Source organism: Neorhizobium tunisiense (genome assembly GCF_039631515.1).
Classification (GTDB): Bacteria; Pseudomonadota; Alphaproteobacteria; order Rhizobiales; family Rhizobiaceae; genus Neorhizobium.
The window spans coordinates 1,538,937-1,564,478 of sequence record NZ_JBDIUU010000001.1 but is presented as its reverse complement, the minus strand read 5'-3'; the positions used below and the strand labels follow the sequence as shown (position 1 = coordinate 1,564,478).

The 25,542-nt window shown below is 61.9% G+C and carries 21 protein-coding genes; 11 read left to right on the top strand and 10 right to left on the bottom strand.

The genetic code is table 11. The features are described 5' to 3' along the window. Positions 1 to 9: 9 nt before the first annotated feature. Both ABCW43_RS08225 and ABCW43_RS08220 read left to right on the top strand, forming a co-directional pair. Complete coding sequence (locus ABCW43_RS08225; protein ID WP_345922927.1) at positions 10 to 1,098, top strand: ABC transporter ATP-binding protein; 1,089 nt, start codon at positions 10 to 12, stop codon at positions 1,096 to 1,098. A gap of 178 nt (positions 1,099 to 1,276) precedes the next feature. Then, positions 1,277 to 1,633, top strand: a complete 357-nt coding sequence (locus tag ABCW43_RS08220) for a hypothetical protein (RefSeq protein ID WP_037085252.1) — start codon at positions 1,277 to 1,279, stop codon at positions 1,631 to 1,633. A 71-nt stretch (positions 1,634 to 1,704) separates the two neighbouring features. On the opposite strand, the gene edd is transcribed toward ABCW43_RS08220, so the two are convergent. The 5 genes from edd to ABCW43_RS08195 form a co-directional block, all read right to left on the bottom strand. Continuing rightward, complete coding sequence (edd, locus tag ABCW43_RS08215; protein ID WP_345922926.1) at positions 1,705 to 3,522, bottom strand: phosphogluconate dehydratase; 1,818 nt, start codon at positions 3,520 to 3,522, stop codon at positions 1,705 to 1,707. Between the two features lie 95 nt (positions 3,523 to 3,617). Then, positions 3,618 to 4,316, bottom strand: a complete 699-nt coding sequence (gene pgl / locus ABCW43_RS08210; protein ID WP_345922925.1) for a 6-phosphogluconolactonase — start codon at positions 4,314 to 4,316, stop codon at positions 3,618 to 3,620. 5 nt (positions 4,317 to 4,321) lie between these two features. Beyond that, positions 4,322 to 5,794: a glucose-6-phosphate dehydrogenase gene (zwf, locus tag ABCW43_RS08205; RefSeq protein WP_345922924.1), complete on the bottom strand. Its 1,473-nt coding sequence runs from the start codon at positions 5,792 to 5,794 to the stop codon at positions 4,322 to 4,324. Positions 5,795 to 5,896: 102 nt separating this feature from the next. Further along, on the bottom strand, positions 5,897 to 7,198 hold the full coding sequence (locus ABCW43_RS08200; RefSeq protein WP_345922923.1) for an NAD(P)/FAD-dependent oxidoreductase: 1,302 nt from the start codon (positions 7,196 to 7,198) through the stop codon (positions 5,897 to 5,899). Between the two features lie 10 nt (positions 7,199 to 7,208). Then, complete coding sequence (locus ABCW43_RS08195; protein WP_345922922.1) at positions 7,209 to 8,648, bottom strand: glutamine synthetase family protein; 1,440 nt, start codon at positions 8,646 to 8,648, stop codon at positions 7,209 to 7,211. Between the two features lie 126 nt (positions 8,649 to 8,774). Between ABCW43_RS08195 and ABCW43_RS08190 the strand changes: the two genes are divergently transcribed. Next, entirely contained in the window at positions 8,775 to 9,956 is a 1,182-nt protein-coding gene (locus tag ABCW43_RS08190) for a BaiN/RdsA family NAD(P)/FAD-dependent oxidoreductase (RefSeq protein WP_345922921.1), read from the top strand. A gap of 502 nt (positions 9,957 to 10,458) precedes the next feature. Next, complete coding sequence (locus tag ABCW43_RS08185; protein WP_345922920.1) at positions 10,459 to 12,297, top strand: methyl-accepting chemotaxis protein; 1,839 nt, start codon at positions 10,459 to 10,461, stop codon at positions 12,295 to 12,297. A gap of 12 nt (positions 12,298 to 12,309) precedes the next feature. On the opposite strand, the gene ABCW43_RS08180 is transcribed toward ABCW43_RS08185, so the two are convergent. Beyond that, positions 12,310 to 12,633: a hypothetical protein gene (locus ABCW43_RS08180; RefSeq protein WP_345922919.1), complete on the bottom strand. Its 324-nt coding sequence runs from the start codon at positions 12,631 to 12,633 to the stop codon at positions 12,310 to 12,312. A 90-nt stretch (positions 12,634 to 12,723) separates the two neighbouring features. On the opposite strand from ABCW43_RS08180, the gene ABCW43_RS08175 reads away from it, so the two are divergent. Beyond that, positions 12,724 to 13,587, top strand: coding sequence for a LysR family transcriptional regulator (locus tag ABCW43_RS08175; RefSeq protein WP_345922918.1), 864 nt, complete (start codon positions 12,724 to 12,726; stop codon positions 13,585 to 13,587). A gap of 13 nt (positions 13,588 to 13,600) precedes the next feature. Here the strand turns inward: ABCW43_RS08175 and ABCW43_RS08170 are convergent, their stop codons facing one another. Both ABCW43_RS08170 and aceA read right to left on the bottom strand, forming a co-directional pair. Next, positions 13,601 to 13,840 carry an SMc00767 family acetate metabolism repressor gene (locus ABCW43_RS08170; protein ID WP_046603281.1) on the bottom strand — a complete coding sequence of 80 codons (240 nt, stop codon included), beginning with the start codon at positions 13,838 to 13,840 and terminating at the stop codon, positions 13,601 to 13,603. A gap of 33 nt (positions 13,841 to 13,873) precedes the next feature. Next, entirely contained in the window at positions 13,874 to 15,163 is a 1,290-nt protein-coding gene (gene aceA, locus ABCW43_RS08165; protein ID WP_345922917.1) for an isocitrate lyase, read from the bottom strand. A 205-nt stretch (positions 15,164 to 15,368) separates the two neighbouring features. Between aceA and ABCW43_RS08160 the strand changes: the two genes are divergently transcribed. From ABCW43_RS08160 to ABCW43_RS08140, 5 genes are all read left to right on the top strand, one after another. Beyond that, entirely contained in the window at positions 15,369 to 16,787 is a 1,419-nt protein-coding gene (locus ABCW43_RS08160) for a helix-turn-helix domain-containing protein (RefSeq protein WP_345922916.1), read from the top strand. A gap of 123 nt (positions 16,788 to 16,910) precedes the next feature. Continuing rightward, positions 16,911 to 18,008 carry a polyamine ABC transporter substrate-binding protein gene (locus tag ABCW43_RS08155; RefSeq protein WP_345922915.1) on the top strand — a complete coding sequence of 366 codons (1,098 nt, stop codon included), beginning with the start codon at positions 16,911 to 16,913 and terminating at the stop codon, positions 18,006 to 18,008. Positions 18,009 to 18,085: 77 nt separating this feature from the next. Then, positions 18,086 to 19,243, top strand: a complete 1,158-nt coding sequence (locus tag ABCW43_RS08150) for an ABC transporter ATP-binding protein (protein WP_345922914.1) — start codon at positions 18,086 to 18,088, stop codon at positions 19,241 to 19,243. A gap of 15 nt (positions 19,244 to 19,258) precedes the next feature. After that, positions 19,259 to 20,176: an ABC transporter permease subunit gene (locus ABCW43_RS08145; protein WP_345922913.1), complete on the top strand. Its 918-nt coding sequence runs from the start codon at positions 19,259 to 19,261 to the stop codon at positions 20,174 to 20,176. Position 20,177: 1 nt separating this feature from the next. Then, positions 20,178 to 20,996 (top strand): ABC transporter permease, encoded by an 819-nt coding sequence (locus ABCW43_RS08140; RefSeq protein ID WP_046628299.1) that lies wholly within the window; start codon positions 20,178 to 20,180, stop codon positions 20,994 to 20,996. A gap of 3 nt (positions 20,997 to 20,999) precedes the next feature. Here ABCW43_RS08140 and ABCW43_RS08135 read toward each other — a convergent pair whose 3' ends face one another. Next, positions 21,000 to 21,248, bottom strand: a complete 249-nt coding sequence (locus ABCW43_RS08135) for a hypothetical protein (RefSeq protein WP_345922912.1) — start codon at positions 21,246 to 21,248, stop codon at positions 21,000 to 21,002. A gap of 28 nt (positions 21,249 to 21,276) precedes the next feature. Beyond that, entirely contained in the window at positions 21,277 to 23,151 is a 1,875-nt protein-coding gene (locus ABCW43_RS08130) for an AsmA family protein (RefSeq protein WP_345922911.1), read from the bottom strand. A gap of 181 nt (positions 23,152 to 23,332) precedes the next feature. Here ABCW43_RS08130 and ABCW43_RS08125 point away from each other — a divergent pair, with 181 nt between their 5' ends. Further along, entirely contained in the window at positions 23,333 to 25,285 is a 1,953-nt protein-coding gene (locus tag ABCW43_RS08125; protein ID WP_345922910.1) for an acetoacetate--CoA ligase, read from the top strand. The last annotated feature ends 257 nt before the right edge of the window (positions 25,286 to 25,542 follow it).

Here is a 25,542-nt window from a genome sequence, read left to right as displayed (position 1 = left end):
GAGGAAAGCATGGCTGGTGTCGTTCTGAAGGATATCCGCAAGGCCTATGGCCAGGTGAAGGTGCTGCACGGCATCGACCTGGAGATCAGCCAAGGCGAATTCGTGGTGTTTGTCGGGCCGTCAGGCTGCGGCAAGTCCACGCTGCTGCGGATGATCTCCGGGCTCGAAAGCATCACCGGCGGCGAGATGTTCATCGACGGCCAACTCGTCAACGAGGTGCCGCCGTCGCGGCGCGGCATTGCCATGGTCTTCCAGTCCTACGCGCTTTATCCGCATATGACGGTCTACGACAACATGGCCTTCGGCATGCGGATCGCCAAGGAAAGCCGTGACGAGATCGACCGCCGGGTGCGTGCGGCGGCCGATATCCTCCAGCTCACTCCCTATCTCGACCGCCTGCCGAAGGCACTGTCCGGCGGCCAGCGCCAGCGCGTCGCCATCGGCCGCGCCATCTGCCGCGATCCGAAGGTCTTCCTGTTCGACGAACCGCTTTCCAATCTCGACGCGGCATTGCGCGTCGCCACCCGCATCGAGATCGCCAAGCTGAAGGATTCGATGCCGGACACGACGATGGTCTACGTGACGCACGACCAGGTGGAGGCGATGACGCTCGCCGACCGCATCGTCGTGCTTTCGGCCGGCCGGATCGAACAGGTCGGCGCCCCGCTCGAACTTTACGAGCGGCCGCAAAACCTCTTTGTCGCCCGCTTCATCGGCTCGCCGGCTATGAACATCATCCCGGCCACGGTTACGGAAACCGGCGAGACGACCACGGTTGCGCTGAAGGGCGGAAAATCGGTGCGCCTGCCGGTGCCGACGGCGGCTTCGGAAAAGGGCAAGACGGCCAGTTTCGGAGTGCGGCCGGAAGATTTGTCGATTGCCTCAGGCGAGGACTATCTCTTCGAAGGCCAGATCGGAATCATCGAGGCGCTCGGCGAGGTGACGCTGCTTTATATCGAAGGCTTGGCTGATCAGGAGCCGATCATCGCCAAGATCCCCGGCATTCTACAGGTGAAGAAGGGCGAGACGATGCGCTTCTCAGCAGACCTCAAGAAACTGCACCTTTTCGATGCAGAAGGTAAGGCCTACCGCATCTAGGAGTAACCATCCGTTTACTGTGATCTTGCGATATGCAGTAGGAGTTGTTCTGATTTGGGACTTCAAAACACTCTGTTAAATTTCGCCGGCTAGGCTTCCTTCCATTAAGCAATGGAGGGATGTCGTGAGTGCGACTCCAAGTAACAAAAATCATTTTTTGAACAAGGAAGAGTCTTTCATGTACGACCGGGAAGCCCGGTTCAAGATGGAAGACACAATGAATGCGGCGCGTATCGAATATACGGAAAATGGCGTGATGAACATGGCGCAGCGCCGCTGTGACGTCATCCGGATCTCGATGAGCGGCGCCGTTCTCGGCATCCTGACCCAGTATAATCTGCCGAAGCAGTTTTATCTCGACATTCCCGACGCGCGTATTTCCAAGGTCGGCTGCCTGCTGATGCGCACCAACGCCAACAACACGATCGAAGTGCGATTCCTGTCGCTGCTCAAGCAGAAGGAACTGGACCGCATCTTCGTATTCTCGACCCATCCGAACCATCGCGACCGGACGCTGGATATCCGCTCCTGGTAACCCGGTTCAGACCTGAAATGGAAACGGCGGCTCCACGGCCGCCGTTTTCGTTTCTGTCGGCAACCAACGGGTTATGCAAACACGCTGGCACCCATATCCGCGGTGCCGACATGGCGGCGGAAGGGGGCGAAGAGTTCGCGGCCCATGCCGAACTCGTTGTCGGAAAGATCGACGACGACGGGGGTACGGGCTCCAAATTCCGCAGCGTCCACCAGCACTTCCAGCGTGCCGGCGACCGCATCGAGGCGGATCATGTCACCGTCCTTGATCTTGGCGATCGGCCCGCCATCCGAGGCTTCCGGGGTGATGTGGATCGCTGCCGGCACCTTGCCAGAGGCTCCCGACATGCGACCGTCGGTCACTAGCGCCACCTTGAAACCGCGGTCCTGGAGAACGCCGAGCGGCGGAGTGAGGCGGTGCAGTTCCGGCATGCCGTTCGCCTTCGGTCCCTGAAAACGGACGACTGCGATGAAATCCCTGTTCAATTCGCCGCGCTTGAACGCGTCCTGCAGCCCCTGCTGATCGTGGAAGACGATCGCGGGCGCTTCGACGATATGCCGCTCCGGCTTGACTGCGGAGATTTTTATGACCGCCTTGCCGAGATTGCCCTTGAGCATCTTGAGGCCGCCATTCGACTGGAACGGCGTTTCGATCGGCGCCAGCACCTTGAGGTCGCCGCTCTGGTCCGGGATCGCCTCGCGCGTCACCTGACCGTTGGCGTCGAGCTTTGCCTCGACCGTATAAGCTTCGAGCCCATGGCCGAAGACGGTGCGCACGTCGTCATGCACCATGCCGGTCTTCAGGAGCTGCTTGATCAGGAAGCCCATGCCGCCGGCGGCATGGAAATGGTTCACGTCGGCAAGCCCGTTCGGATAGACGCGGGCAAGCAGCGGCACGACATCGGAAAGCTCGGATATATCCTGCCAGGTAAGCAGGATGCCGGCGGCGCGCGCCATGGCGACGAGGTGAAGCGTGTGGTTGGTCGAACCGCCGGTCGCATGCAGGCCGACGACGCCGTTGACGATCGAACGTTCGTCGATCATCTCGCCGGCCGGCGTGAATTCGTTGCCAAGAGCGGTGATGGCGAGCGCCCGCTTGGCGGCTTCGCGGGTTAGTGCTTCGCGCAGCGGCGTGCCCGGATTGACGAAGGAGGCGCCGGGCATATGGAAGCCCATGATCTCCATCAGCATCTGGTTGGAATTGGCTGTGCCGTAGAACGTGCAGGTGCCGGGGCCGTGATAGGACTTGGATTCCGCTTCGAGCAGTTCGGCGCGGCCGACCTTGCCCTCCGCATAAAGCTGGCGGATGCGTGACTTCTCGTCATTCGGAAGCCCGGTGGTCATCGGCCCGGCGGGAATGAAGACAGAGGGCAGATGGCCGAAGGAGAGCGCCGCGATGACGAGGCCGGGCACGATCTTATCGCAGATGCCGAGGAAGACCGCCGCGTCGAACATGTTGTGCGACAGGCCGATGCCAGCCGCCATGGCGATCGCGTCGCGCGAGAACAGCGACAACTCCATGCCCGGTTGCCCCTGGGTGACGCCGTCGCACATGGCCGGCACGCCACCGGCGACCTGGGCAATGCCGCCAGCTTCCCGCGCCGCCTCGCGGATGATCGGCGGGAAGGTCTCATAGGGCTGGTGCGCCGAGAGCATGTCGTTATAGGCGGTGATGATGCCGAGGTTCGCAACGACGTCTCCTGCGAGCGCGTCCTTCTCGGCGGGGGAACAGACCGCAAATCCATGGGCGAGATTGCCGCAGGAGAGCGTCGATCTGTGCGGACCCCGCGTGGCCGCCCGCCGCACACGGTCGAGATAGGCTTCGCGATGCGGCTTCGAGCGTTCGACGATACGGGCGGTGATTGCCTCGATGCTGGAATGAGCGGCCATGATCTTGTCCTCTTGTGCTCAACCCCGGCTTGGGAGGGCAGGACCTTCGGAAAGGCCCTAAGCCACCGGGATTGCTCGCGTTGAAAGTCGGCGCTTTAAGGCGCCCAGAAAATCTGCAGCGGCGATGCGGCGCGGGTAAGCACGGCGCGGATCGGCATGTCTGTTTCGTCCGAGCCGGCCTTTGCCGTTTCGAGCACGTCCTTCTTGCTCTGGCCTTCGATATGCAGCGCCAGGAAACGGGCATCCGAAAGGCTGGCGAGCGAGAAGGTCAGTCGCTCTTCGCCGGCACCTTCCGCCTGCATGGTCAGAACGCCGCGGGGGCCGGAAAGATCAAGTGCCCGGGCAAGATTATTCCCATGCGGGAAGAACGAAGCCGTATGGCCGTCGCCGCCCATGCCGAGGATCACCACGTCGAAGGGGTGGCCGATGCCGGACGTTTTTTCAGTCGCGATCACGGCCGCTTCATCGATCGACGGCGCTTCATAGTAGAGAGGTATGAACTTGGCGGCGACCGCCTTGTCCTTCAGAAGATGCGACGACACCAGCAGATGGTTGGAACGCGGGCTGTCTGCCGGCACGAACCGTTCGTCGACCAGCGTCACGGTTACCTTGCCCCAGTCGATATCCCGGGTCGCCAGCGCCTCGAAGAACTTCTTCGGGGTCGAGCCGCCCGAGACCGCGATCGAGGCGGTGCCCCGGTCGCGGATCGCGGTTTCAAGATGTGCCGCGACCTCGTCCGCCAGACTGGCGGCAAGGGCTGCGGCATCGGCAAATTCATGCATGTTCGCGGTCATGACCCTTAACCTTCATGCCATGTCCGGCCGTCGCGCTCGATGAGAGCGATCGCCTGGCTCGGACCCCAGGTGCCGGCGGTATAACCCTGCACCTGCTGGCCGGCCGCTTCCCAGCCCTTGAGGATCGGATCGACCCAGCGCCATGCGGCTTCCACTTCGTCGCGACGCATGAACAGCGTCTGGTTGGAGCGGATCGTGTCGGTGAGCAGGCGCTCATAAGCGTCCGGGTTGCGCACCGAAAAGGCTTCCGCGAAGCTCATGTCGAGCGAGACATTGCGCAGCCGCATGCCGCCCGGCCCCGGGTCCTTGATCATCAGCGATTGCTTGACGCCTTCATCCGGCTGCAGGCGGATGATCAACTGGTTGGCCGAAATGCGGCCGGCGGCTGCGTCGAAGATATTGTGCGGGATCGGCTTGAAGGTAATGACGATCTCGGACATGCGGGCTGCAAGCCGCTTGCCGGTGCGGATGTAGAAGGGAACGCCTGCCCAGCGCCAGTTGCCGATCTCGGCCTTGATGGCGACGAAGGTCTCGGTGTTGGAAACGCCGCCTTCGAGTTCGTCGAGATAACCCTTGACCGGACCGCCCGCGGAAGCGCCGGCGCGGTACTGGCCGCGCACCGTCATCTGTTCGCAATTGGCCTCGGTGATCGGCTTCAGGGCGCGCAGAACTTTAAGCTTTTCGTCGCGCACCGATTCCGAATTCATGGAGGAGGGCACTTCCATGGCGACAAGGCAGAGAAGCTGCAGAATGTGGTTCTGAACCATGTCGCGCAGCGCGCCGGCCGTATCGTAATAACCGGCGCGACCTTCGAGGCCGACCGCTTCGGCGACCGTGATCTGCACGTGGTCGATATGGTCGGCATTCCACAGCGGCTCATAGAGCGCATTGGCAAAGCGCAATGCCATCAGGTTCTGCACCGTCTCCTTGCCGAGATAGTGGTCGATGCGGAAGATCTGGTCTTCGTGGAAGGCCTTGCCGATCATGTCGTTGAGCTGCAGCGCCGAAGCGAGGTCGCGGCCGATCGGCTTTTCGACGACGATGCGGGTCGATTTGGTGATCAGCTTGTGGTCGCGGATCTTTTCAGAGATTGGGCCGAAAATACCCGGGGCGACGGCGAGATAGAAGACGCGGATGCGCTCCTTGCCGTCGTCGAGCAGCTTCTTGAGTTCCGCCCACCCCCCTTCGGCCTTGGCATCGACCGAGATGTAATAGATCCGCTGGAGGAATTTCTGGACTTCCGCCTCGTCGTATTCGCCCTTTTTCAGATGCTCTTTCAAAGCATCCTGGGCGAACTTGCGATAATCCTCATGCGAAAGCGCGCTGCGCGAGGCGCCGATGATGCGGGTTGGCTCGGTGAACTGGCCCTCGATCTGCCGGTGGTAGAGGGCCGGGAGGAGCTTGCGTTCCGCAAGGTCGCCGGTACCGCCGAACACGATACAATCAAAGGCTTCAACTGGGATGATCTGGCTGCTCATCGCTGTTCTTTCGTCCTGCATGGTTGGGTGCATACTTATTCTAATCGATTTAAAAACGCTAGCCCGAATTGGCTTTTCAAGTGTGTTCCGGACCTTGCTTTGTCAGAGCCTGTCGCGCAGCGCAAACCACGTGAGGGCAAGGAAAAGCAGTGGAGTCCGCATGTGACGCCCGCCCGGGAAGGCGGGAATTTTGAGTGCGGCGAGGTGGTCGAGATCCGTCGCCTTGCCGCCGACCATATCAGCATAAAGTTTGCCACAATAGTTTGACAGCATCACGCCATGACCGGAATAACCGCCGATCGACGTGACGCCGGGCATGACTTCGCGCACGAAAGGCTGGCGCGGCATGGTGATGCCGACATTTCCGCCCCAGGCATGGGTGATTTCAACGTCTTTCAGTGCCGGATAGGTATCGACGATCTGCCTGCGGATGGCGTTCGCCGTGTCTGCCGGGTTGCTTGAGGTATAGACCTCGCGGCCGCCGAACAGCAGCCGGTTGTCCCGGCTCTTGCGGAAATAACGCACCACGAACCGCGAATCAGCGACGGCCTCGCCACCGGGGAGGACACCGGGAAAATCGTCGATCGGTGCGGTCGCGGCGATGAAGGAGCCGATCGGCATGATATGCGCAGCGGTGACCGGTTCGAGATTGCCGATATAGGCATTGGTGGCGATCAGAACCCGGTCGGCAGTCAGCGGACCCTTGGGCGTCCGGACCAGGATCTTGCCGCCGGGTCCGTTTCTCGTCTTCTCGATCGCCGTGGCCGGTGTCATCTCAAAAATCTGGGCGCCGGCCGCCTGCGCCACGCGGGCAAGCCCGACCAGCAGCTTCAGCGGATGGATATGGCCGGTGCCGGTATCGCGCACGCCGCAATAATAGTCTTTCGTGCCGAGCCGCTCGGCGGTCTCCTGGCCGTCCATGAACGAGAGGTGCGGATAACCGTAGCGCTCCGCCGCGATCTCGGCGGTCGCCTGGTATTCCTTCTCGTGGCCGCGTTTGTGGCAGACGTTCATCTGCCCCGGCATGTAGTCCATGTTGATGCCGTGGGCCTCGGCAAAGTCGAGGAGATGTCGCTTGGCGTTCTCGGCCATGTCGAACAATGCCTTCGAGCGCTCGTAGCCGACCTCCTTTTCGAGATCTTCCGGCCACCAGCGCTGTCCGGTGCCCATCTGTCCGCCATTGCGGCCGGACGCGCCGTCGCCGAACCGGCTGGCCTCGATCAGTGCGACGGAGATACCGGCCTTTGCGAGGTTGTAAGCCGCCTGCAGGCCGGTATATCCGCCGCCGATGATTGCCACGTCCACGGATTTCGACCCGTCGAGCGCCGGATAGGTCGGCCGCTCGCGGATTGTTGCCTGATACCAGGAAATTCCCGGCGCGATCGGGCTCTGCCATTCATCCAAGAAGCAGCCCTCACACGTTGAGAAGCAGGAATTCCCGCTCCCAGGGGCTGATCACCTGCATGAAGGTCTCGAACTCGCCGCGCTTGACGCCGGCATAGAGGCCGATGAACTCCGCGCTGAAGACGCCGGCGAGCGCCGGATCGGATTCGAGCAGCGACACGGCTTCGAGCAGGCCGCGGGGCAGTTCGATCGATCCCTCGTTGGCGGTATCCTCGGTCGGCGGTCCCGGCTCTATCGCGTTCATGATGCCGAGCAGGCCGCAGCCGAGCGAGGCCGCGAGCGCCAGATAGGGATTGGCGTCGGAGCTCGGCAGGCGGTTTTCGACGCGGCGGGCATTGGCATCCGATACCGGCACGCGGAAGGCGGTGGTCCGGTTGTCGTAACCCCAGGCATTGTTGACCGGCGCCGACATGTCGGGCGTCAGGCGGCGGTAGGAGTTCACATAGGGCGCCATCATCGCGAGTGTCTTCGGCACATAGGTCTGCATGCCGCCGATGAAGTGGAAAAATTCCTTGGAAGCCGAGCCGTCCGGGTTCGAGAAGACATTCTTGCCGGTCTTGATGTCGACCACCGACTGATGGATGTGCATTGCCGAACCCGCCTGGCCCTGCATCGGCTTGGCCATGAACGTGGCGTAGATGCCGTGTTTCATGGCCGCCTCGCGGATGGTGCGCTTGAACATGAACACCTGGTCGGCGAGTTCGATCGGGTCGCCATGGCGCAGGTTGATCTCGAGCTGCGCCGGGCCTTCCTCGTGGATCAGCGTATCGATCTCGAGGCCCTGCTTTTCCGAAAAATGGTAGATGTCGTCGATCAGCTCGTCGAATTCGTTGATGCCGGCGATCGAATAACCCTGGCCGCCGAGGATGGAGCGGCCTGACCGGCCTTTCGGCGGGTGCAGCGGATAGTCCGGATCGTCGTTCTTGGCGACGAGGTAGAATTCGATTTCCGGCGCCACGACCGGCTTCCAGCCGCGCTCCTCATAGAGCTTGAGGATGTTCTTCAGCACGTTGCGCGGCGTATAGGGGACCGCCTTGCCCTCGGTATCAACGATGTCGCAGATTACCTGCGCGGTCGGGTCGGTCTCCCAGGGCACCACCGCAAGGGTCGAAAGATCCGGCACCAGCTTCAGGTCGCTGTCGCGCGGCTCATAGCGGAATGTGCCGGTCTCTTCCGGATACTCGCCGGAAATCGTGTGCCGGTAGAGGGCGGACGGCAGCGCCAGCGAGGTATTCGAGGTGAACTTCGAAGAGGGCATCATCTTGCCGCGCGGTACGCCGGCGAGATCGGGCGTGATGCACTCGATGTCCTCGATCCCGCGCGCCCGAAGCCAGGCGGCGGCCTCCCGCCAGTCCGCGACCCCTCTGAGCGAAGTGAGCGTCGGCTGGGCAGTTGCGGCCTTCGCCACGGTGCCGGTTGCGAGGGCGGGGGCGGTTTTTTTGCGCGGCATGACACATCGGGGTGGGGTTAATCGGATGTTCCATCATAACCACGGATTGGCGAATGGCGAGAGGGAGATGCCATTGACTTTGAGTTGCCGATCGAAAACAGCAGATATCGAAACAAGGAGAATGCGGTGACGCGGAAATACGACGTGGTGGTCCTGGGCGCCGGCGGGGCGGGCATGATGTGCGCCATCCGCGCCGGCGCGCGCGGCCGTTCGGTTCTGGTGCTCGACCATGCCAAGGCGCCGGGCGAAAAGATCCGCATCTCCGGCGGCGGCCGCTGCAATTTCACCAATATCCATGCAACGGCGAAAAACTATCTCTCCGCCAATCCGCATTTCGCCAAGTCGGCGCTCGCCCGCTACACCCCGCGCGATTTTCTCGACATGGTGGAGCGTCACGGCATCGCCTGGCACGAAAAGACACTTGGCCAGCTCTTCTGCGACGACAGCGCCAAGGACATCATCCGCATGCTGCTGTCGGCGATGAAGGCGGCGAACGTTACGCTCGAACTGCAGAAGCAGATTACCTCGATCGAAAAGGCGCCCGAGGGTTTCCGCATCGGCACCTCAGATGGACCGGTGGAGACTGGATCCCTGGTGGTCGCGACCGGCGGCAAATCGATCCCCAAGATGGGCGCTACCGGCTTCGCCTACGACATTGCCCGGCAATTCGGCCTGAAGATCGTCGAGACGCGGCCGGCGCTCGTGCCGCTGACGCTCGATCCGAGCCTGCTCGAAAAGCTCTCGCCGCTCTCCGGCATCGCGGTGCCGGCCGAAGTCCGCCACGGCAAGACGGTCTTTCGCGAGGCTCTGCTCTTTACGCATAGAGGCTTGAGCGGCCCGTCGATCCTGCAGATCTCGTCATACTGGCGGGAAGGTGACGACGTGACGCTCTCCATCGACCCCGATCTCGATATCGCAGCAGTCCTCAAGACCGCCCGCAAGGCCAACGGTCGCCAGGCGGCGCAGACGGTGCTGGCGGAGGTGTTGCCGAAACGGCTGGCTCAGTTCTTCGTCGAAAACCGCGGCCTGACGGGGCATCTCGCCGATCTTCCCGACAAGGTGGTCGAGGGCCTGGCTGCCTCCATCCAGGCCTGGGCCATCCGGCCCGCCGGCTCGGAAGGTTACCGGACGGCTGAGGTGACGCTCGGCGGCATCGACACCTGCGAACTGGATTCGAAGACCATGCAGGCAAAGGCGGTGCCCGGCCTTTATTTCATCGGCGAATGCGTGGATGTGACCGGTTGGCTCGGCGGCTATAATTTCCAATGGGCCTGGGCTTCGGGCCATGTTTGTGGGGAGGCATTGTAGTATAGGTTGATTCAGCACTTGTTAATGTGAGCGCGCCATCCTGCCTTAATGCCAGCCAAATCCTGTGGTTTAAGGCGGGCATGCGCTTCCTGCCGGTGGCGGCTGGAGCGCCAGAGCAACTTGCCTTGGAGTGCCCGTTTCCATGCAGAGACCCAGCCGTGCCCGCGCAATAGCAATCGCTAAGGTTCAGGATAACCAGAAGCTCATTCGCCTGCGTTTTCTCGCGATCGCCATCGGAGCAACGGCCGCGCTCCTCGCGCTTCCGACGTTCTTTTTCTAAGAGTTTCCGCTCTTCGATTTCACCGCGTGCCTGAACGGCAGCGGTCTTTAGTCACGCTCGAGGAGCGCTGGCCTAGCTTATTTTCGCGCATTCCCGAGCTTGGGTTTGCGTCAGCTCCGCGCCTCAGCGGCGTCTTTAACTTACTACATTCAAATTTAGTAAATTTTCACTTCCGCCGGTGATACTTGGCCAGTTCATAATTTTGCGGGGAAGCTGGCCTTAATGAACAAAATCCTGCCGTCATCCGTGGTTTCGCGGATCGTTCTCCTTTGCCTCTTCATGATCTTCGTTGCGGTGATAGCGGTGGGCGGCCTCACCTATACCTACCTGCGCGGCGATATCATGGAGACTGCGAAGGCCGATGCCCGCAAGGCGATACGCACCATGAGCCTGCTTTACGATCTGCAACTGGATGGCGCCAAAACCGAGATCCGTGACGGGGTGGTCATCCGTGTCAGTCAGGCCCAGGGGGCGGTAAAAGACCATGACCTCGTCGATCGCACGGCATCCGCCATTGGCGGTGTCGCGACCCTGTTCGAAAAGAAGGGCACCGACTACGTCCGGGTATCGACCAATGTGAAGACGGAAAAGGGCGAGCGAGCGGTCGGTACCAAGCTTGCGGCGGAGCATCCGGCGCAGCCGTTCCTGGGGCGCGGGGAAGCTTATTTCGGGCCGGCTGTCCTGTTCGGCAAGGATTTCATGACGGGGTATTTCCCCATCACCAATGCCTCGAACGGTGTCACCGGCCTGCTTTTCATCGGCATCCCGATGGAAGTTTATTTCGCCCATATCGCTACCGCGGGTTATATCGTCATCGGCACGTCGCTTGGCGCTCTTCTCGTCGTCGGCATCGCGAGCCTGTTCGCGCTTCGAATGTTGCTGCGGCCGCTCGGAGTGCTGACCGGTGTCGTGCATGCGCTTGCCCAAGGCAATGACGCAAACGAAATCCCCTATGTCGAACGCCGCAACGAATTCGGCAATATCGCTCGCGCCCTGGAAGTCTTCCGGGAAGCGGCGCACGAGAAACAACGGCTCGAGAGCCGCAGCGCCGAGGATCGCGCCGAAACGGAGGCCGAACGCCGTCGCAACGACGCCGAAAAGCAACGTGTCGACCGCGAGATCGATACCGCAGTCAGCGAACTGGGTGCAGCTTTGGCCCGCCTGGCTCAGGGCGACCTGTCGAGCACGATCGAGACACAGTATTCCGGCCGGTTGGAGCAGCTCCGCACAGACTTCAACGGCTCCATCGTCCGGCTGCGCGACACGCTTTCCCACATCCGCGAAAGCACGCTCTCCATCCAGAAAAGCAGTGCCGATCTCAGCCATTCCTCGACCGAACTTTCGCGCCGTACCGAAACCCAGGCGGCGTCTCTCGAGGAGACGGCCGCCGCGGTTGACGAGATCACTGCGACGGTCCGTTCCTCGGCCGAGCGCGCCCGCGAGGCCGACCGGGCAGTCGCGATCACCAAGAAGAGTGCCGACAGCTCCGGCACGGTGGTGAGCAACGCGGTTGCCGCCATGGGACGTATCGAGGAGGCTTCCGGCAAGATCGAGTTGATCATCGAAGTGATCGACGACATCGCTTTCCAGACCAACCTTCTGGCGCTCAACGCCGGCATCGAGGCAGCTCGTGCCGGTGAGGCCGGCAAGGGATTTGCGGTCGTAGCGCAGGAAGTTCGCGAACTGGCGCAGCGTTCCGCCGGCGCCGCCAAGGAGATCAAGGATCTGATCACCCAGTCGAGTCAGGAGGTCAGCTCCGGTGCCGGCCTGGTGCAGCAGGCGGGCGAAGTGCTGGCTGCGATCAGCCAGCAGATCACCGGCGTCAGCCAGCATGTGGAAATGATCGCGACAGCCAGCCAGGATCAATCGGCGGCATTGCAGGACATCAACAACTCCGTCAACCGCATGGACCAGATGACCCAGCAGAACGGCGCGATGGTCGGCGAGACGACGGAGGCAAGCCGACGTCTCGCAAGCGAGGCGGATGCCCTGCTTGAACTGGTGGAGCAGTTCCGCATCGACGCGAACAGTCGCCGCTCGGGTTATTCTCGCGCGGCATAATATCTGCCGATGTCAACGTGATGGCGAGCCGGGCGCTGCGGAAAGTGGGGTGCCACACCGCACCGGCACCGTCCGGTAATATTGCCTAAGGCAGGAGCAGTCGGAGTTTTGGCCTTCGCCCGCGCCACCGGATAGACTGGAACCAATCTCATGGGCGGCAGCGATGCCGCCCGTTGTCGTTTTACGTCTGTCCGTCAACCGCTGCAGGCTGACGAACCAGCGCGGGTAGGGTTGGGCGTAACGTTCGTAGAAATCGTTCTCCGCTGCGATATCGCGACGGACGGGATTTGTTCGGAAGAGGTACGAAAAGGCGGCTGCGACGATGTTCTCATACATCGGAATTCCTCCGTTTGTGGAAATCGTCCCCTTTATTAAACCTCAAAAACTGCTTCTTGTACCGCCAGATTCCCGTTATGTCTTTCACGCATGAAAAACGTCAATTGGGACGCCTACGAACTTTTTATGCAGGTGGCCCGCCTCGGCGGGCTGTCAGGTGCTGCCGGCACGACCGGATTGAGCCCCGCGACGATTGGCCGGCGGATGCTCGATCTGGAAGAGGCCGTCGGGCGTCCGTTGTTTTTGCGCAGCCGTACCGGTTATCAGCTGACGGCCGACGGATCTGCCTTGTTTGCCCAGATTATGGAGATGGAAGGCGCTGCCCGCCGCATCGAGAGCTGGAAACGGGAGGGCGCCGGCTCGACGCTGGTGCGGGTTGCCTGTGGCACCTGGCTTGCCTGGATGTTCACCCGCAATCTCTCGCTTATCCGCACGGAGCGCGATGACTTCCGCCTCGATTTCTACGTTGCCGAACGGCGCGCGAGCCTGGCGCACCGGGAAAGCGACATCGGCATCCGCGCCTTCGAGCCGGAGGAGCCGAACCTGGCTGCGACCAGGCTCGGCGAGGTCGCCTATGCGGCCTATCGTGCCCGCAACGCCCACCCCTCGGTTGCCGACCGCTGGCTTGCGGTCTCGGGGGAGGACGCGATTTCCGCCTATCTGCGTTGGCCGCATCAGGAACGGGCGGCGCAGGTGGCGGTCACCGTCAACCGCCCGCGCTCCCTGCGCGACTTGGCGCTGGGCGGTGCCGGAACCGCAGTCCTTCCCTGTTTCGTCGGCGACCAGGACATGCGGCTGGAGCGGGTCGGCGGAGAGATCGAGAACCTCCGGCACTCCCAGTGGATCGTCATGAACAACGACGACCGCCACCGCCGGGATATCCGCACGGTGGTCGATCGGATGGTGAAGTTCGTCCGAGGGCACGGCCCGCTATTTGCGGGCCGCCAGCCTTAGACCTGTCTTCCGGTCACTGCACCCGATTGGTGACGATGACCGGGATCATCAAGTCGCCCCAGTGGCCGTCACCGCCGTGATGCCGGGCGGAGCGGACGAGCTCCACCGAAACCCCGGCCTCGACCGCCTTCATGATCGCATGGTTGAGGCGATGCAGGTCGTTGGCAAGCGTGCGGATCGCCGCCTGCTGGTCAGGCGTCATGGCGCTTGACTGCTCTTCGGCGCGTTCCTTGACGTGGGTCTGGATGTTCATGTCGGTTCTCCTCTTGGTGATGAGTTCTTGGAGCTATTCCGCGGCAGGCCTGAACTGGTCGTGCTCGGTCGATTCCTTCATCGCGGTGGTGGACGAAAGTCCGCCGGTGATGGCGACGGAGACGGCGTCGAAATAGCCGGTGCCGACCTCGCGCTGGTGTTTCGTGGCGGTGTAGCCGTTGATCTCGGCGGCGAACTCCGCCTCCTGCAGCTCCGAATAGGCTGCCATCTGGCGGTCCTTGTAGCCACGGGCGAGCTCGAACATGCCGAAATTCAGCTGGTGGAAACCGGCGAGCGTGATGAACTGGAACTTGTAGCCCATCGCACCCAGTTCCCGCTGGAACTTGGCGATCGTCGCGTCGTCGAGGTTCTTTTTCCAGTTGAACGACGGCGAGCAGTTATAGGCGAGCATCTTGCCGGGATGCACCTTGTGGACCCCCTCCGCGAACCGGCGGGCCTGCTCGAGGTCCGGCTTGGAGGTTTCGCACCAGATGAGATCGCAATAGGGTGCGTAGGCGACGGCGCGGGCGATGCAGGGTTCGAGCCCGTTCTTCACCCGATAGAAGCCCTCGACCGTGCGCCCGGCATCGTAGTCGACGAAGGGCTGGTCGCGCTCGTCGATATCCGAGGTGAGCAGCTTTGCCGCTTCCGCATCGGTGCGGGCGATCACCAGAGTCGGCGTGCCCATGACGTCGGCGGCAAGTCGCGCGGCCGTCAGGTTGCGGATATGCGCGGCGGTCGGGATCAGCACCTTGCCGCCGAGATGGCCGCACTTCTTTTCAGATGCGAGCTGGTCCTCGTAATGGACGCCCGCCGCACCCGCCTCGATGAACGCCTTCATGATCTCGAAGGCGTTGAGCGGACCACCAAACCCGGCTTCCGCGTCCGCGACGATCGGCGCGAACCAGGTATCGACGGAAAGGCCCTTGCCCTCGGCGGTCTCGATCTGGTCGGCGCGCTGCAGCGTCCGGTTGATGCGCCGCGCCAGTTCTGGCGCCGCATTGGCCGGATAGAGCGACTGGTCCGGATACATGGCGGAAGCGGTATTGGCATCGGCTGCGACCTGCCAGCCCGACAGGTAGATCGCCTTCAGCCCGGCCCGGACCTGCTGCATGGCCTGGTTGCCGGTCATGGCGCCAAGCGCGTTGACGAAGTCTTCGCTATGCAGCAGCGACCACAGCCGGTTGGCACCCATTTCGGCGAGCGAATAACGGATCTCCGCCGAGCCCCGCAACCGCTTGACGTCGTCTGCGGAATAGGGACGCTCGATCCCCTCGAAACGACCTTTCTGGGCACCGGGAACCAGCGTGTAAAAATCTGTCATTGCATTCCTCCTATGTAAATTCGTCGGCCGCTCGATGCGGTTTTGATGTGACTATATTTACAGAATTGAATGCTGCACTGCCAGAAAAGATGCCAGATTGGCGCCTGGAAAGGGGTTAGGATGTCTTGTCTTTCACAACGGCTTCTGTGAAAATGTAAAAATAGTAAAGCCGACGGACTTCCCGATTTTGTAAAAAGGGTGACAAATGGCAGAGCGAAAGATTTTTGCCGGCCCGCGGGTGCGGCGGGTGCGATTGGGGCTTGGGCTCACCCAGACGGCCATGGCCGAGGCTCTCGGCATTTCGCCTTCCTACCTCAATCTCATCGAGCGTAACCAGCGACCTCTCACCGTCCAGCTCCTCTTGAAGCTCGCCTCCGTCTACAAGGTCGATCTCGATGCGCTGCAAGGCGAGGGCGGTGGTCTTGCGGGGCGGCTACGCGAAGTGTTCGCCGATCCGCTGCTGGCGGGTGAAATCCCCGGCGACCAGGAAATCATAGAGGTGGCGGAGGCGGCTCCCAACGCGGCGCTCGGGCTGATGAAGCTTTATCGCGCCTATCGCGAGCAGGCAGCCAGGCTTTCCGATCTCGCCGACCTCCTTGCCCGCGAGGGGCACGAGACCTCTATTGCCGGCACGCGCCTGCCGATCGACGAGGTGCGCGAGACGCTGGAGCGCCGCCCCAATTTTTTCGCGCGCATCGAGGATGCCGCCGAAACCTTCGCGGCCCGGCTCGGGACAGGCGACGAACTGCCGGGCGCCTTGAAGGCCTGGGCGAAGAACGAACATGGCATCGTGGTGCGCACGCTGCCCGTCCACGCGATGCCGAACCTGCGTCGGCGTTACGACCGACATTCCATGCGGCTCTTCCTGTCGGAACGGCTGTCGCCCTTCGACCGGACCCGCGAGCTTGCCATGGAAGTGGCGCTTCTGGCGCTGGGCCAGGAGATCGCCGCCGAACTCGCAGACCTCGCCCTCTCCACCAACGAGGCGCGGCGCATCGGCCGCTTCGAACTTGCCCGTTATGCCGCCCATGCGCTGATGATGCCTTACGGGGCTTTTCTCGCAGCAGCCCAGCGTGCCCGATACGATCTTGACGTATTGCGCTCGCGCTTCGATGTGTCGTTCGAGCAGGCTGCCAATCGCCTGACGTCGCTCGCGCGGACCGGCGCGCCGGGCATCCCGTTTTTTCTGATGGAACTCGACCACGCCGGCAACGTGATCCGCCGCGCCGGCGCTCAAGGGTTCCCGCAGGCACGCTTCGGCGGGCTCTGTCCGAAGCTTGGGCTGCATTCCGCCTTCCTCCAGCCGGGTCAGGTTCTCGTCGATAGGGTAGAAATGCCGGATGGGGGCATGTTCCTGACATTGTCGAGGACGCTCGAAGGCCCCCAGGCGGGGTTCGGAGAGCGGATCCGGCGCACCGCGATCCTTCTCGGCTGCGATCTGTCGAGCGTAGGCGACACCGTCTATGGCGAGGCGCTGCCGGGGAGGGCGGCCACGGTGCTTGTCGGCACCGCCTGTCGGCTTTGCGAAAGACAGGGCTGCCTCTCCCGGGCCGAGCCGCCGGTGACTAGACCGCTTGGCCTAGATGAAATGGTGACCGGCCTCAGCGCCTTCGATTTCCAATGAGTTTTGCGGCGGCGCACATTCCCCCTTGTGGGGTGTAAAATTACTTTTTACTCTCGCGAAAAATATAAGGGAATTAGGCGCGATTTTACGATCACGCAGACAAAAACTGGAACAGGAGAGATCATGAAAAGTCATTTGCTCAGTCTTGCTGCCGCAGTTGCCGCCGCGGCCTTCGCCGCGACGGCTGCCTTGGCCCAGGAGCGCGAAGTCCGCGTCTACAACTGGTCGGACTATATCGATGAGTCGATCCTGACGGATTTCACCAAGGAGACCGGCATCAAGGTCATCTACGACGTGTTCGACAGCAACGAGATGCTGGAGACCAAGCTTCTCGCCGGCGGTTCCGGTTATGATGTCGTCGTGCCAACCGGCCCGTTCCTCGCCCGCCAGATCCAGGCCAAGGTTTTCCAGAAGCTCGACAAGTCGAAACTGCCGAACCTCTCCAACGTGTGGCCGGTGGTTTCCGAGCGTCTGGCAAAATACGATCCCGGCAACCAATATGCCGTCAACTACATGTGGGGCACGACCGGCATCGGTTATAACGTCGACAAGGTGAAGGCGGCACTCGGCAATGTTCCGATCGATAGCTGGAATGTTCTCTTCAAGCCGGAAAACGCTGCCAAGCTGAAGTCCTGCGGCATCAACATCCTCGACGCATCCGACGAGACCTTCGCGATAGCGCTGAACTATCTCGGCAAGAACCCTGACAGCAAGGACACCAAGGACCTGGAAGCCGGCGGCGCCGTCTACTCGAAAATTCGCAAGTCGGTGAAGACCTTCAATTCGTCCGCCTATATCGATGACCTTGCCAATGGCGACAGCTGCATCACGATCGGCTGGTCGGGCGACGTGCTGCAGGCCAAGACCCGCGCCGAGGAAGCCAAGAACGGCGTCAACATCGAGTTCATCATCCCCAAGGAAGGCACATATATGTGGTTCGACAACCTCGCGATCCCGGCGGACGCGAAGCATGTCGCCGAAGCACATGCCTTCATCAACTACCTGATGAAGCCGGAAGTCATCGCCAAGGCTTCGAACTTCGTTCAATACGCCAACGGCAACCTGGCTTCGCAGAAGTTCCTCGACAAGGAAGTCCTGGAAAATCCTTCCGTCTATCCGCCGGAAGACGTGGTCAAGAAACTCTTCACCATTTCGCCATACGGCCCGCGCGAGCAGCGGGTCCTGAACCGGGTCTGGACGCAGATCAAGACCGGTAGCTGATCAAGGGCGGGGCAGGCGGAAACGTCTGCCCCGATTACTTTTGAGGCAGCAGCAATCGGGCGAAATGGGGTAAGGGCATGGCGAAATCTCTTGGACCGGTTAAGCGAAAATTTTCTCCCTGGACCGATCCTTCGGCGGTTCCGTTCATTCGTTTCGAAAACATCACCAAACGGTTCGGCACCTTCACCGCCGTCGACAACCTGACGCTCGATATCTACGAGCGGGAGTTCTTCTCGCTGCTCGGGCCGTCCGGTTGCGGCAAGACGACGCTGATGCGCATGCTCGCCGGCTTCGAGGAGCCGACCGAAGGCCGCATCCTGCTGCAGGGCAAGGATATTTCCGGCGTGCCGCCCTATCGCCGGCCGACCAACATGATGTTCCAGTCCTATGCGCTCTTCCCCCACATGACGGTCGAAAAGAACATCGCCTTCGGGTTGGAGCAGGACAATCTGCCGAAGGGCGAGATCGCCACCCGCGTCGAGGAAATGCTGAAGCTCGTCAAGCTGGAGCAGTTCGCCAAACGCAAGCCGAACCAGCTGTCCGGCGGCCAGCGCCAGCGCGTCGCACTCGCCCGTTCTCTCGCCAAACGCCCCAAGGTGCTGCTGCTCGACGAGCCGCTCGGTGCGCTCGACAAGAAGCTGCGCGAAGAGACGCAGTTCGAGCTTATGGACCTCCAGACCAAGCTGGGCCTGACATTCCTGATCGTCACCCACGACCAGGAAGAGGCGATGACGGTGTCCGACCGCATCGCGGTCATGGACAAGGGCCTGATCATGCAGGTGGCGACGCCGGCCGAGATCTACGAAGCGCCGAACAGCCGCTACGTCGCGGATTTCATCGGCGACATCAATATCCTCGAAGGTACGGTCGCTTCGACCGACAGCGCACTCGGCGCGCCGGGCACGGTCAGGATCGATTGCGAAGGTATAGCGGTATCGGTCGAGCAGGAATGCCAGGCGGTCGTGGGCGACAAGGTCGCTTTTGCAGTGCGGCCGGAAAAAGTCCGCATCTCGCCCGACCAGCCGGCGGACACCTCGGTCAATGCGGTCTACGGCGAAGTCTGGGACATCGGTTATCTGGGCGACTTTTCGGTTTTCCTGGTGAGGCTCGCGGATGGCCGGGTGGTGCGCGCGGCGCAAGCCAACGTTTCCCGCCTCGTCGATAGGCCGATCACCTTCGGCGACATGGTCTGGCTCACCTGGCCGCGCGATGCCGGCCTCGTGTTGACGCGTTGAGCGGGGGACAAGGAGATGGCAAGCGTTTCCGAAACCCACCCCGCCAACAAACCCAATCCCGCCCGCTGGCTGGTGGTCGCGGTTCCCTATGTCTGGTTGCTGCTGTTCTTCGTCGCGCCCTTCCTGATCATCTTCAAGATTTCGCTCTCCGAGACGGCGATCGCCATGCCGCCCTATACGCCGCTCTTTGACGGGTTCGGCGCGATCAGTGATTTCGTCTCGGAACTCGACTTCGACAATTACCTCTTCCTGACTGACGACCCGCTCTACATCGAAGCCTACCTGTCTTCGCTGCGCATCGCCGTGATCTCGACCTTCCTTCTGCTGCTGATCGGTTATCCGATGGCTCTCGCCATGGCCCGCGCGCCGACGATGCTGCGGCCGACGCTGGTCATGCTGGTCATCCTACCGTTCTGGACCTCGTTCCTGATCCGCGTCTATGCCTGGATCGGCATCCTGAAGCCCGACGGCCTGCTGACGCTGCTGTTCCAGTCGGTCGGCCTTTTCGGCGTCGACGATCAGGTGCAGATCTTCCGCACCGACTACGCGGTCTTCATCGGCATAGTCTATTCCTATCTGCCGTTCATGGTCCTGCCGCTTTATTCGGCGCTGGAAAAGATGGACAATACGCTGCTGGAAGCGGCGAGCGATCTTGGCTGCCCGCCCTGGAAGGCGTTCTGGAAGATCACCTTTCCCCTGTCGTTGCCGGGCGTCATCGCCGGTTCGATGATCTGCTTCATCCCGATCACCGGCGAGTTCGTCATCCCCGATTTGCTCGGCGGTGCCGATACGCTGATGATCGGCAAGACGCTGTGGACGGAATTTTTCGGCAACCGCGACTGGCCCTTGGCATCGGCCGTGGCGGTCATCCTGCTGATCATGCTGGTGGTGCCGATCATGATCTTCCAGAACCAGCAGAAGAAGGTGGCTTGAGATGAAATCATCCCGCTTCGACGCCACCGTCCTGACCCTCGGTTTCGCCTTCCTTTACATCCCGATCATCATCCTGGTGATCTATTCGTTCAATGCTTCCAAGCTGGTCACGGTCTGGGGCGGTTTTTCGCTGCAATGGTACCGCACCATGTGGTCGAACCAGGGTCTTATGGACGCCGCCTGGATAACGGCACGCGTCGGCGTGATCAGCGCCACGATCGGTACCGTCCTCGGCACGCTCGCGGCCCTTTCCCTCGTGCGCTTCACGCGCTTTCCCGGCCGGATGCTGTTTTCCGGGATGATCTATGCGCCGCTCGTCATGCCGGAAGTGATCACCGGCCTGTCGATGTTGCTGCTGTTCGTCGCGGTCGGCATCGATCGTGGTTTCTGGACGGTCATCATCGCGCATACGACCTTCACGATGTGCTACGTGGCGATCGTCGTGCAGTCGCGGCTGCTGACCTTCGACCGCAGCCTGGAGGAGGCGGCCCTCGACCTCGGCTGCCCCCCGGTCAAGACCTTCTTCAAGATCACCCTGCCGCTGATCTTTCCGGCTGTCATCGCCGGCTGGATGCTGGCCTTCACCCTGTCGCTGGACGATCTGGTGATTGCGAGTTTCACCACAGGTCCCGGCGCCACCACGCTGCCGATCAAGATCTACAGCCAGGTTCGCCTGGGCGTCACGCCGGAAATCAACGCGATCTGCACCATCCTGATCGGGCTGGTCACCATCGGCGTCATCATCACCTCGATCAGCACCAAACAGGCCGAGATGCGGCGTATCCGCGACGAACACGTCGCAGCCCGTGGTACGACCTGACGCTCACGCGCCTCCACGCGGCGGCAAGAAGATGTAGATGAGCAGCCAGGCCGGTAGCACGATGACGGCGCCGAGCACGATGCGCGGCACCGACCAGACATAGGCGTTCTCGAGCCCGATCCGGATATCCTCCGGCGTCAGGTGCAGGAGCGCCAACAGCGACGGCATGGTGATGCCAAAGAAGCTTAGGACCGCGCCCATGATGAGACAGGCGAGCAGCGCCTTGCATAGATTGATCAGGAATGGCGCCACCAGATTACCCCCATCCGGTTGATTCGGCTCATTGTAGGGGTTTCGCCGGAGTTTGCGAAACAGGCCAGATGACGGGGTCGGGCCAGGAACCGCCGATGAAGACCATCAGCGGCGCGGCATTGGCTCCCTGTGGGATCGGTTCGACGGTTGCCGAGAGCGCGAGGCTGTTGTTGATATAGGGAATGACGCCCGAAAGCGTCAGCGTCTCGGCGGCACCAGTTATCTTCCCCTCGCGAATATCGGCCGAACCGTCCGCAAGATCGGCGGATATGTCGATATGGTCGAATTCCAGGCTGCCGGTGCCGGCATCGCTCAAGGGAAAATAGGGTCTTTGCGCCGCGAGTTGCCGGATGCCGGCAATATTGACGCCTGAAAACGAACCGCGGTCCGCACGGAAGCGCAAGGTACCCTTGGCATTGCGCCATGCCTCCGGCTCCAGCGGCCGGTCGACGTCGAGCGCCAGGTCCAACGATCCGCGTGCCGCCGGAAGTGGCCCGGCGAGGCCGAGTTCCCTGACGATATTGCCGAAATCGGCGTCCTGGACAGCAAGGCGCAGCGCGACAGCCCCGGCCACGCCGCCTTTCACAGTAGCGAGCCGACCGGTCAGCCGGCCCGTATCGAAATCGCTGTCGGCAATGTCGATACGGGATTGTTCGCCGGTGTTCATCACGCTCACGGCCGCCTCCGAAAGCTGGAAAGGTCCGAGTGTCGCCTGCTGGGCGGAAAGCCTCAGGTCGAGTTCCAGTTCGGCGAACTGGCCATCGCTCTGGCTGGCGTCTCCCATGGTGCGTGGCGCAATGGCGGCAAGTGCCGCGGAAAAATCCATCCGGTCGAAGGCGAGCGTGCCGGTAAGTCTCGGCGGTTTGCCCGCGGGCAGCAGCAGATCGAGTATGCCTGTCGCCTTGGCGTCGTTGAGGCTGAGGGAGAGGTTATCGAAGCGCAGGATGTTGTCGCTGGTAACGAGGTGGGTAGCCAGCGAGAAGCTCTTCACGTGTTCCACGCCGGAAAAGTTCAGGCCGGCCCAGCTCATAGCCGCCGCGAGATCAGGGACCGTCAGTTCGGCATCGCCGGAAAGAAACGCTTGCGCGGCAAGGTCGGCGACGCCTCGGAACTGGCCATGAAAGAGGGTGGACGCCATCGTGCCCGAGATGTCGCCGCTTCTGCCCGAGAGCAGCAGCAGGGGCTGCGTCGAACTTATGTCCAGCGTCAGCGCCCGGCCGTTGAGCGTGGCATCCGCCTTCAGCTCCAGGCCGCGAGAAAGCCAGGGCCAGTCGAGCGTGCCGTTGATCGACTGGAACCGTGTGACGCGGCCGCTGGCGACGTCCGAGATTTCGAGCGTCCCGTTGGTGATGCCGACATCGCCCATGCGCGCGTCGTCATCCGCCGTCAGCGCCTGGCCGCTGCCGTCCGGCCGCGCGTCGCGCACTGCGCGGCTGAGCAGCCCGTCATTCGTCCAGTCGAGCCTGCCGTCGGCCTCCCTGAGGACGTAAATTTCCGGATCCATGAGCCGAAAGTCCTTGAACTCAGGCTGGCCGACCAGGGCCTCCGTGAGATCGAAGGAGGCCGAAAGCCGCGAGACCCGGCCGAGCACGCGCTCGCCGTCTTCTGCCTGCTTGCGGATGGTGATGTCTCTGAGCGTTATCCGAGGCTCAGGCCAGAAGCGGATATCCGGTGTTCCCTCGATCTCCACGTCATGGCCGGTCCATTCGGCGACCGCCCGCTCCATGCTTTCGCGCACGACGGCCGATGAAATCAGGAACGGTGCGATAAGCTGGAAAAGCGCGAACAGGCAGAGGGCGACGATAGCGCCGATCAGAACGCGGCGCGACCGCCGGCCCAGCGGGCGGCCCAGGTTCTTCCGCAGATTTCCGATCGGATTGGTGAGCATGATCACCACGCGCATATAGGAAATGCCAGCCCCGCGCAAATCCGTGCAACGTCCCCCGGCTGTCCTCTTTATCACGCGGTGCAACATGCTATACAGGCCGACACGTCCAGCCCTGAGGGACGGGCGCGGATGGAGATAGGACAGGACCCTGGTTTCCGATGTCGGGCCGGGTTCTCCCGGGGGTGGAGGAATGGGAATGGACAACGAACAGCCGCTGTGGAGTCCTTCGAAGGAAGCGCAGCAGAAAACCCCGCTTTATCATTTCATCGGCTGGTGCGCGGAGCGCTATGGCAAAAGCTTTCCCGACTACGATGCATTCTACGCATGGTCGATCGTCGAGCGCGCCGAATTCTGGTCGGCGGTCTGGGATTTCTGCGGCGTCAAGGGCGAGCGCGGCGAACGCGCGCTGATCAACGGCGAAGATATGCTCGCCGCCCGCTTTTTCCCCGATGCGACACTGAATTTTGCCGAAAACCTGCTCGCCGAAACGGGCGCCGGTGATGCGCTTGTCTTCCGCGGCGAGGACAAGGTGAGCTATCGCTGGTCCTGGGATAAGCTCCGCGCCGAGGTCTCCCGCCTGCAGCAAGCCTTCACGGCGCTCGGTATCCAGAAGGGCGACCGCGTCGCCGCGATGATGCCGAACATGCCGGAGACAGTGGCCTGCATGCTGGCCGCCGCCTCGATCGGCGCCATCTGGTCCTCTTGCTCCCCCGATTTCGGCGAGCAGGGCGTGCTTGATCGTTTTGGCCAGATCGGCCCGAAACTGTTCATCACCTGCGACGGTTACTGGTACAACGGCAAGCTCCAGGATGTCTCCGCCAAGGTGAAGACAGTCTCGGAGGTCCTGAAGACGCCGGTTCTGGTGGTGCCTTATGCGGGCGATGCCCCGGGGCTTGCCGCGTCGCTTGCCGATGGCCGTACGCTTGCCGATTTCACGGCACCTTACGAGGAGAGGGCGATCGAGTTCACTCCGCTGCCGTTCTCCCATCCGCTTTATATCCTCTTTTCCTCTGGCACGACCGGCGTGCCGAAATGCATCGTCCATTCGGCCGGCGGCACGCTGCTGCAGCACCTCAAGGAACATCGTTTCCATTGCAGCCTCGAACCCGGCGAAAAGCTGTTCTATTTCACCACCTGCGGCTGGATGATGTGGAACTGGCTGATCTCGGGCCTCGCGGTCGGCGCCACGCTCTGCCTGTTCGACGGGTCGCCCTTCGCGCCGGACGGCAATGTCCTGTTCGACTATGCGCAAGCCGAGCAGTTCGCGGTATTCGGCACCTCAGCGAAATATATCGACGCAGTCCGCAAGGGCGGCATCGTCCCGAAGGAGAGCCACGATCTCTCGGCGCTGCGGCTGATGACCTCGACAGGTTCGCCGCTGTCGCCGGAGGGCTTCTCCTTCGTCTACGAAGGTATCAAGAGCGACGTGCATCTGGCTTCGATCTCCGGCGGTACGGACATCGTCTCCTGTTTCGTGCTCGGCAACCCGCTCAAGGCGGTCTGGCGCGGTGAGATCCAGGGGCCGGGCCTGGGGCTCGCCGTCGATGTCTGGAACGACGATGGCAAGCCGGTACGCGGCGAAAAGGGCGAGCTCGTCTGCTCGAAGGCCTTCCCGTCCATGCCGGTCATGTTCTGGAACGATCCCGAAGGGCAGAAATACCGCGCCGCCTATTTCGAGCGTTTCGACAATGTCTGGTGTCACGGTGATTTCGCCGAATGGACCGAACATGACGGCATCGTCATCCATGGCCGTTCCGACGCCACGCTCAATCCCGGCGGCGTGCGGATCGGCACCGCCGAGATCTACAATCAGGTGGAGCAGATGGAGGAGGTCGCGGAAGCCATCTGCATCGGTCAGGACTGGGACGACGACGTTCGCGTCATCCTGTTCGTGCGCCTCGCCGGCGGTCTGACGCTGACCGAAGATCTGGTCAAGGCGATCAAGGCTCGCATCCGCACCGGCGCTTCGCCGCGCCACGTGCCGGCCAAGGTTATCCAGGTCGCCGATATCCCGCGCACCAAGTCCGGCAAGATCGTCGAACTGGCGGTTCGCGACGTCGTGCATGGCCGGCCCGTCAAGAACAAGGAGGCGCTTGCCAATCCGGAAGCGCTGGATCTGTTCGACGGTCTTGTCGAGTTGAAAAGCTGAACGGCTGCATTCCGAGGAGGCGAGATGTATCGCCGCGGCACATCTCCAGCATAAATTCCGGAAATGGGACGCTGTTAACGGGCTATTAAGCCGCTTTGATCAAAAGTGGAGCAACATGGTTTCGTCTCGTGTATGAAATACGCCTAGCCGCGAGCTTTCATAGACATGACGTCTCCACCGACCCTCGTTGGACAGCATTAAACTTCAAAGGCAGCTTCGGCTGCCTTTCTTTTAACATCGAATGCAACTCAAGGATG

What these genes read in the sequence shown, in the direction of transcription:
- ABCW43_RS08160 (WP_345922916.1), top strand. Translation starts at nt 15,369, where the DNA reads ATGGCAGAGCGAAAGATTTTTGCCGGCCCGCGGGTGCGGCGGGTGCGA.
- ABCW43_RS08125 (WP_345922910.1), top strand. Translation starts at nt 23,333, where the DNA reads ATGGACAACGAACAGCCGCTGTGGAGTCCTTCGAAGGAAGCGCAGCAG.
- ABCW43_RS08140 (WP_046628299.1), top strand. Translation starts at nt 20,178, where the DNA reads ATGAAATCATCCCGCTTCGACGCCACCGTCCTGACCCTCGGTTTCGCC.
- ABCW43_RS08225 (WP_345922927.1), top strand. Translation starts at nt 10, where the DNA reads ATGGCTGGTGTCGTTCTGAAGGATATCCGCAAGGCCTATGGCCAGGTG.
- zwf (WP_345922924.1), bottom strand. Translation starts at nt 5,794, where the DNA reads ATGAGCAGCCAGATCATCCCAGTTGAAGCCTTTGATTGTATCGTGTTC.
- ABCW43_RS08175 (WP_345922918.1), top strand. Translation starts at nt 12,724, where the DNA reads ATGAAAAACGTCAATTGGGACGCCTACGAACTTTTTATGCAGGTGGCC.
- ABCW43_RS08145 (WP_345922913.1), top strand. Translation starts at nt 19,259, where the DNA reads ATGGCAAGCGTTTCCGAAACCCACCCCGCCAACAAACCCAATCCCGCC.
- ABCW43_RS08180 (WP_345922919.1), bottom strand. Translation starts at nt 12,633, where the DNA reads ATGTATGAGAACATCGTCGCAGCCGCCTTTTCGTACCTCTTCCGAACA.
- ABCW43_RS08170 (WP_046603281.1), bottom strand. Translation starts at nt 13,840, where the DNA reads ATGAACATCCAGACCCACGTCAAGGAACGCGCCGAAGAGCAGTCAAGC.
- ABCW43_RS08220 (WP_037085252.1), top strand. Translation starts at nt 1,277, where the DNA reads ATGTACGACCGGGAAGCCCGGTTCAAGATGGAAGACACAATGAATGCG.
- ABCW43_RS08150 (WP_345922914.1), top strand. Translation starts at nt 18,086, where the DNA reads ATGGCGAAATCTCTTGGACCGGTTAAGCGAAAATTTTCTCCCTGGACC.
- aceA (WP_345922917.1), bottom strand. Translation starts at nt 15,163, where the DNA reads ATGACAGATTTTTACACGCTGGTTCCCGGTGCCCAGAAAGGTCGTTTC.
- ABCW43_RS08155 (WP_345922915.1), top strand. Translation starts at nt 16,911, where the DNA reads ATGAAAAGTCATTTGCTCAGTCTTGCTGCCGCAGTTGCCGCCGCGGCC.
- ABCW43_RS08130 (WP_345922911.1), bottom strand. Translation starts at nt 23,151, where the DNA reads ATGCGCGTGGTGATCATGCTCACCAATCCGATCGGAAATCTGCGGAAG.
- edd (WP_345922926.1), bottom strand. Translation starts at nt 3,522, where the DNA reads ATGGCCGCTCATTCCAGCATCGAGGCAATCACCGCCCGTATCGTCGAA.
- pgl (WP_345922925.1), bottom strand. Translation starts at nt 4,316, where the DNA reads ATGACCGCGAACATGCATGAATTTGCCGATGCCGCAGCCCTTGCCGCC.
- ABCW43_RS08185 (WP_345922920.1), top strand. Translation starts at nt 10,459, where the DNA reads ATGAACAAAATCCTGCCGTCATCCGTGGTTTCGCGGATCGTTCTCCTT.
- ABCW43_RS08195 (WP_345922922.1), bottom strand. Translation starts at nt 8,648, where the DNA reads ATGCCGCGCAAAAAAACCGCCCCCGCCCTCGCAACCGGCACCGTGGCG.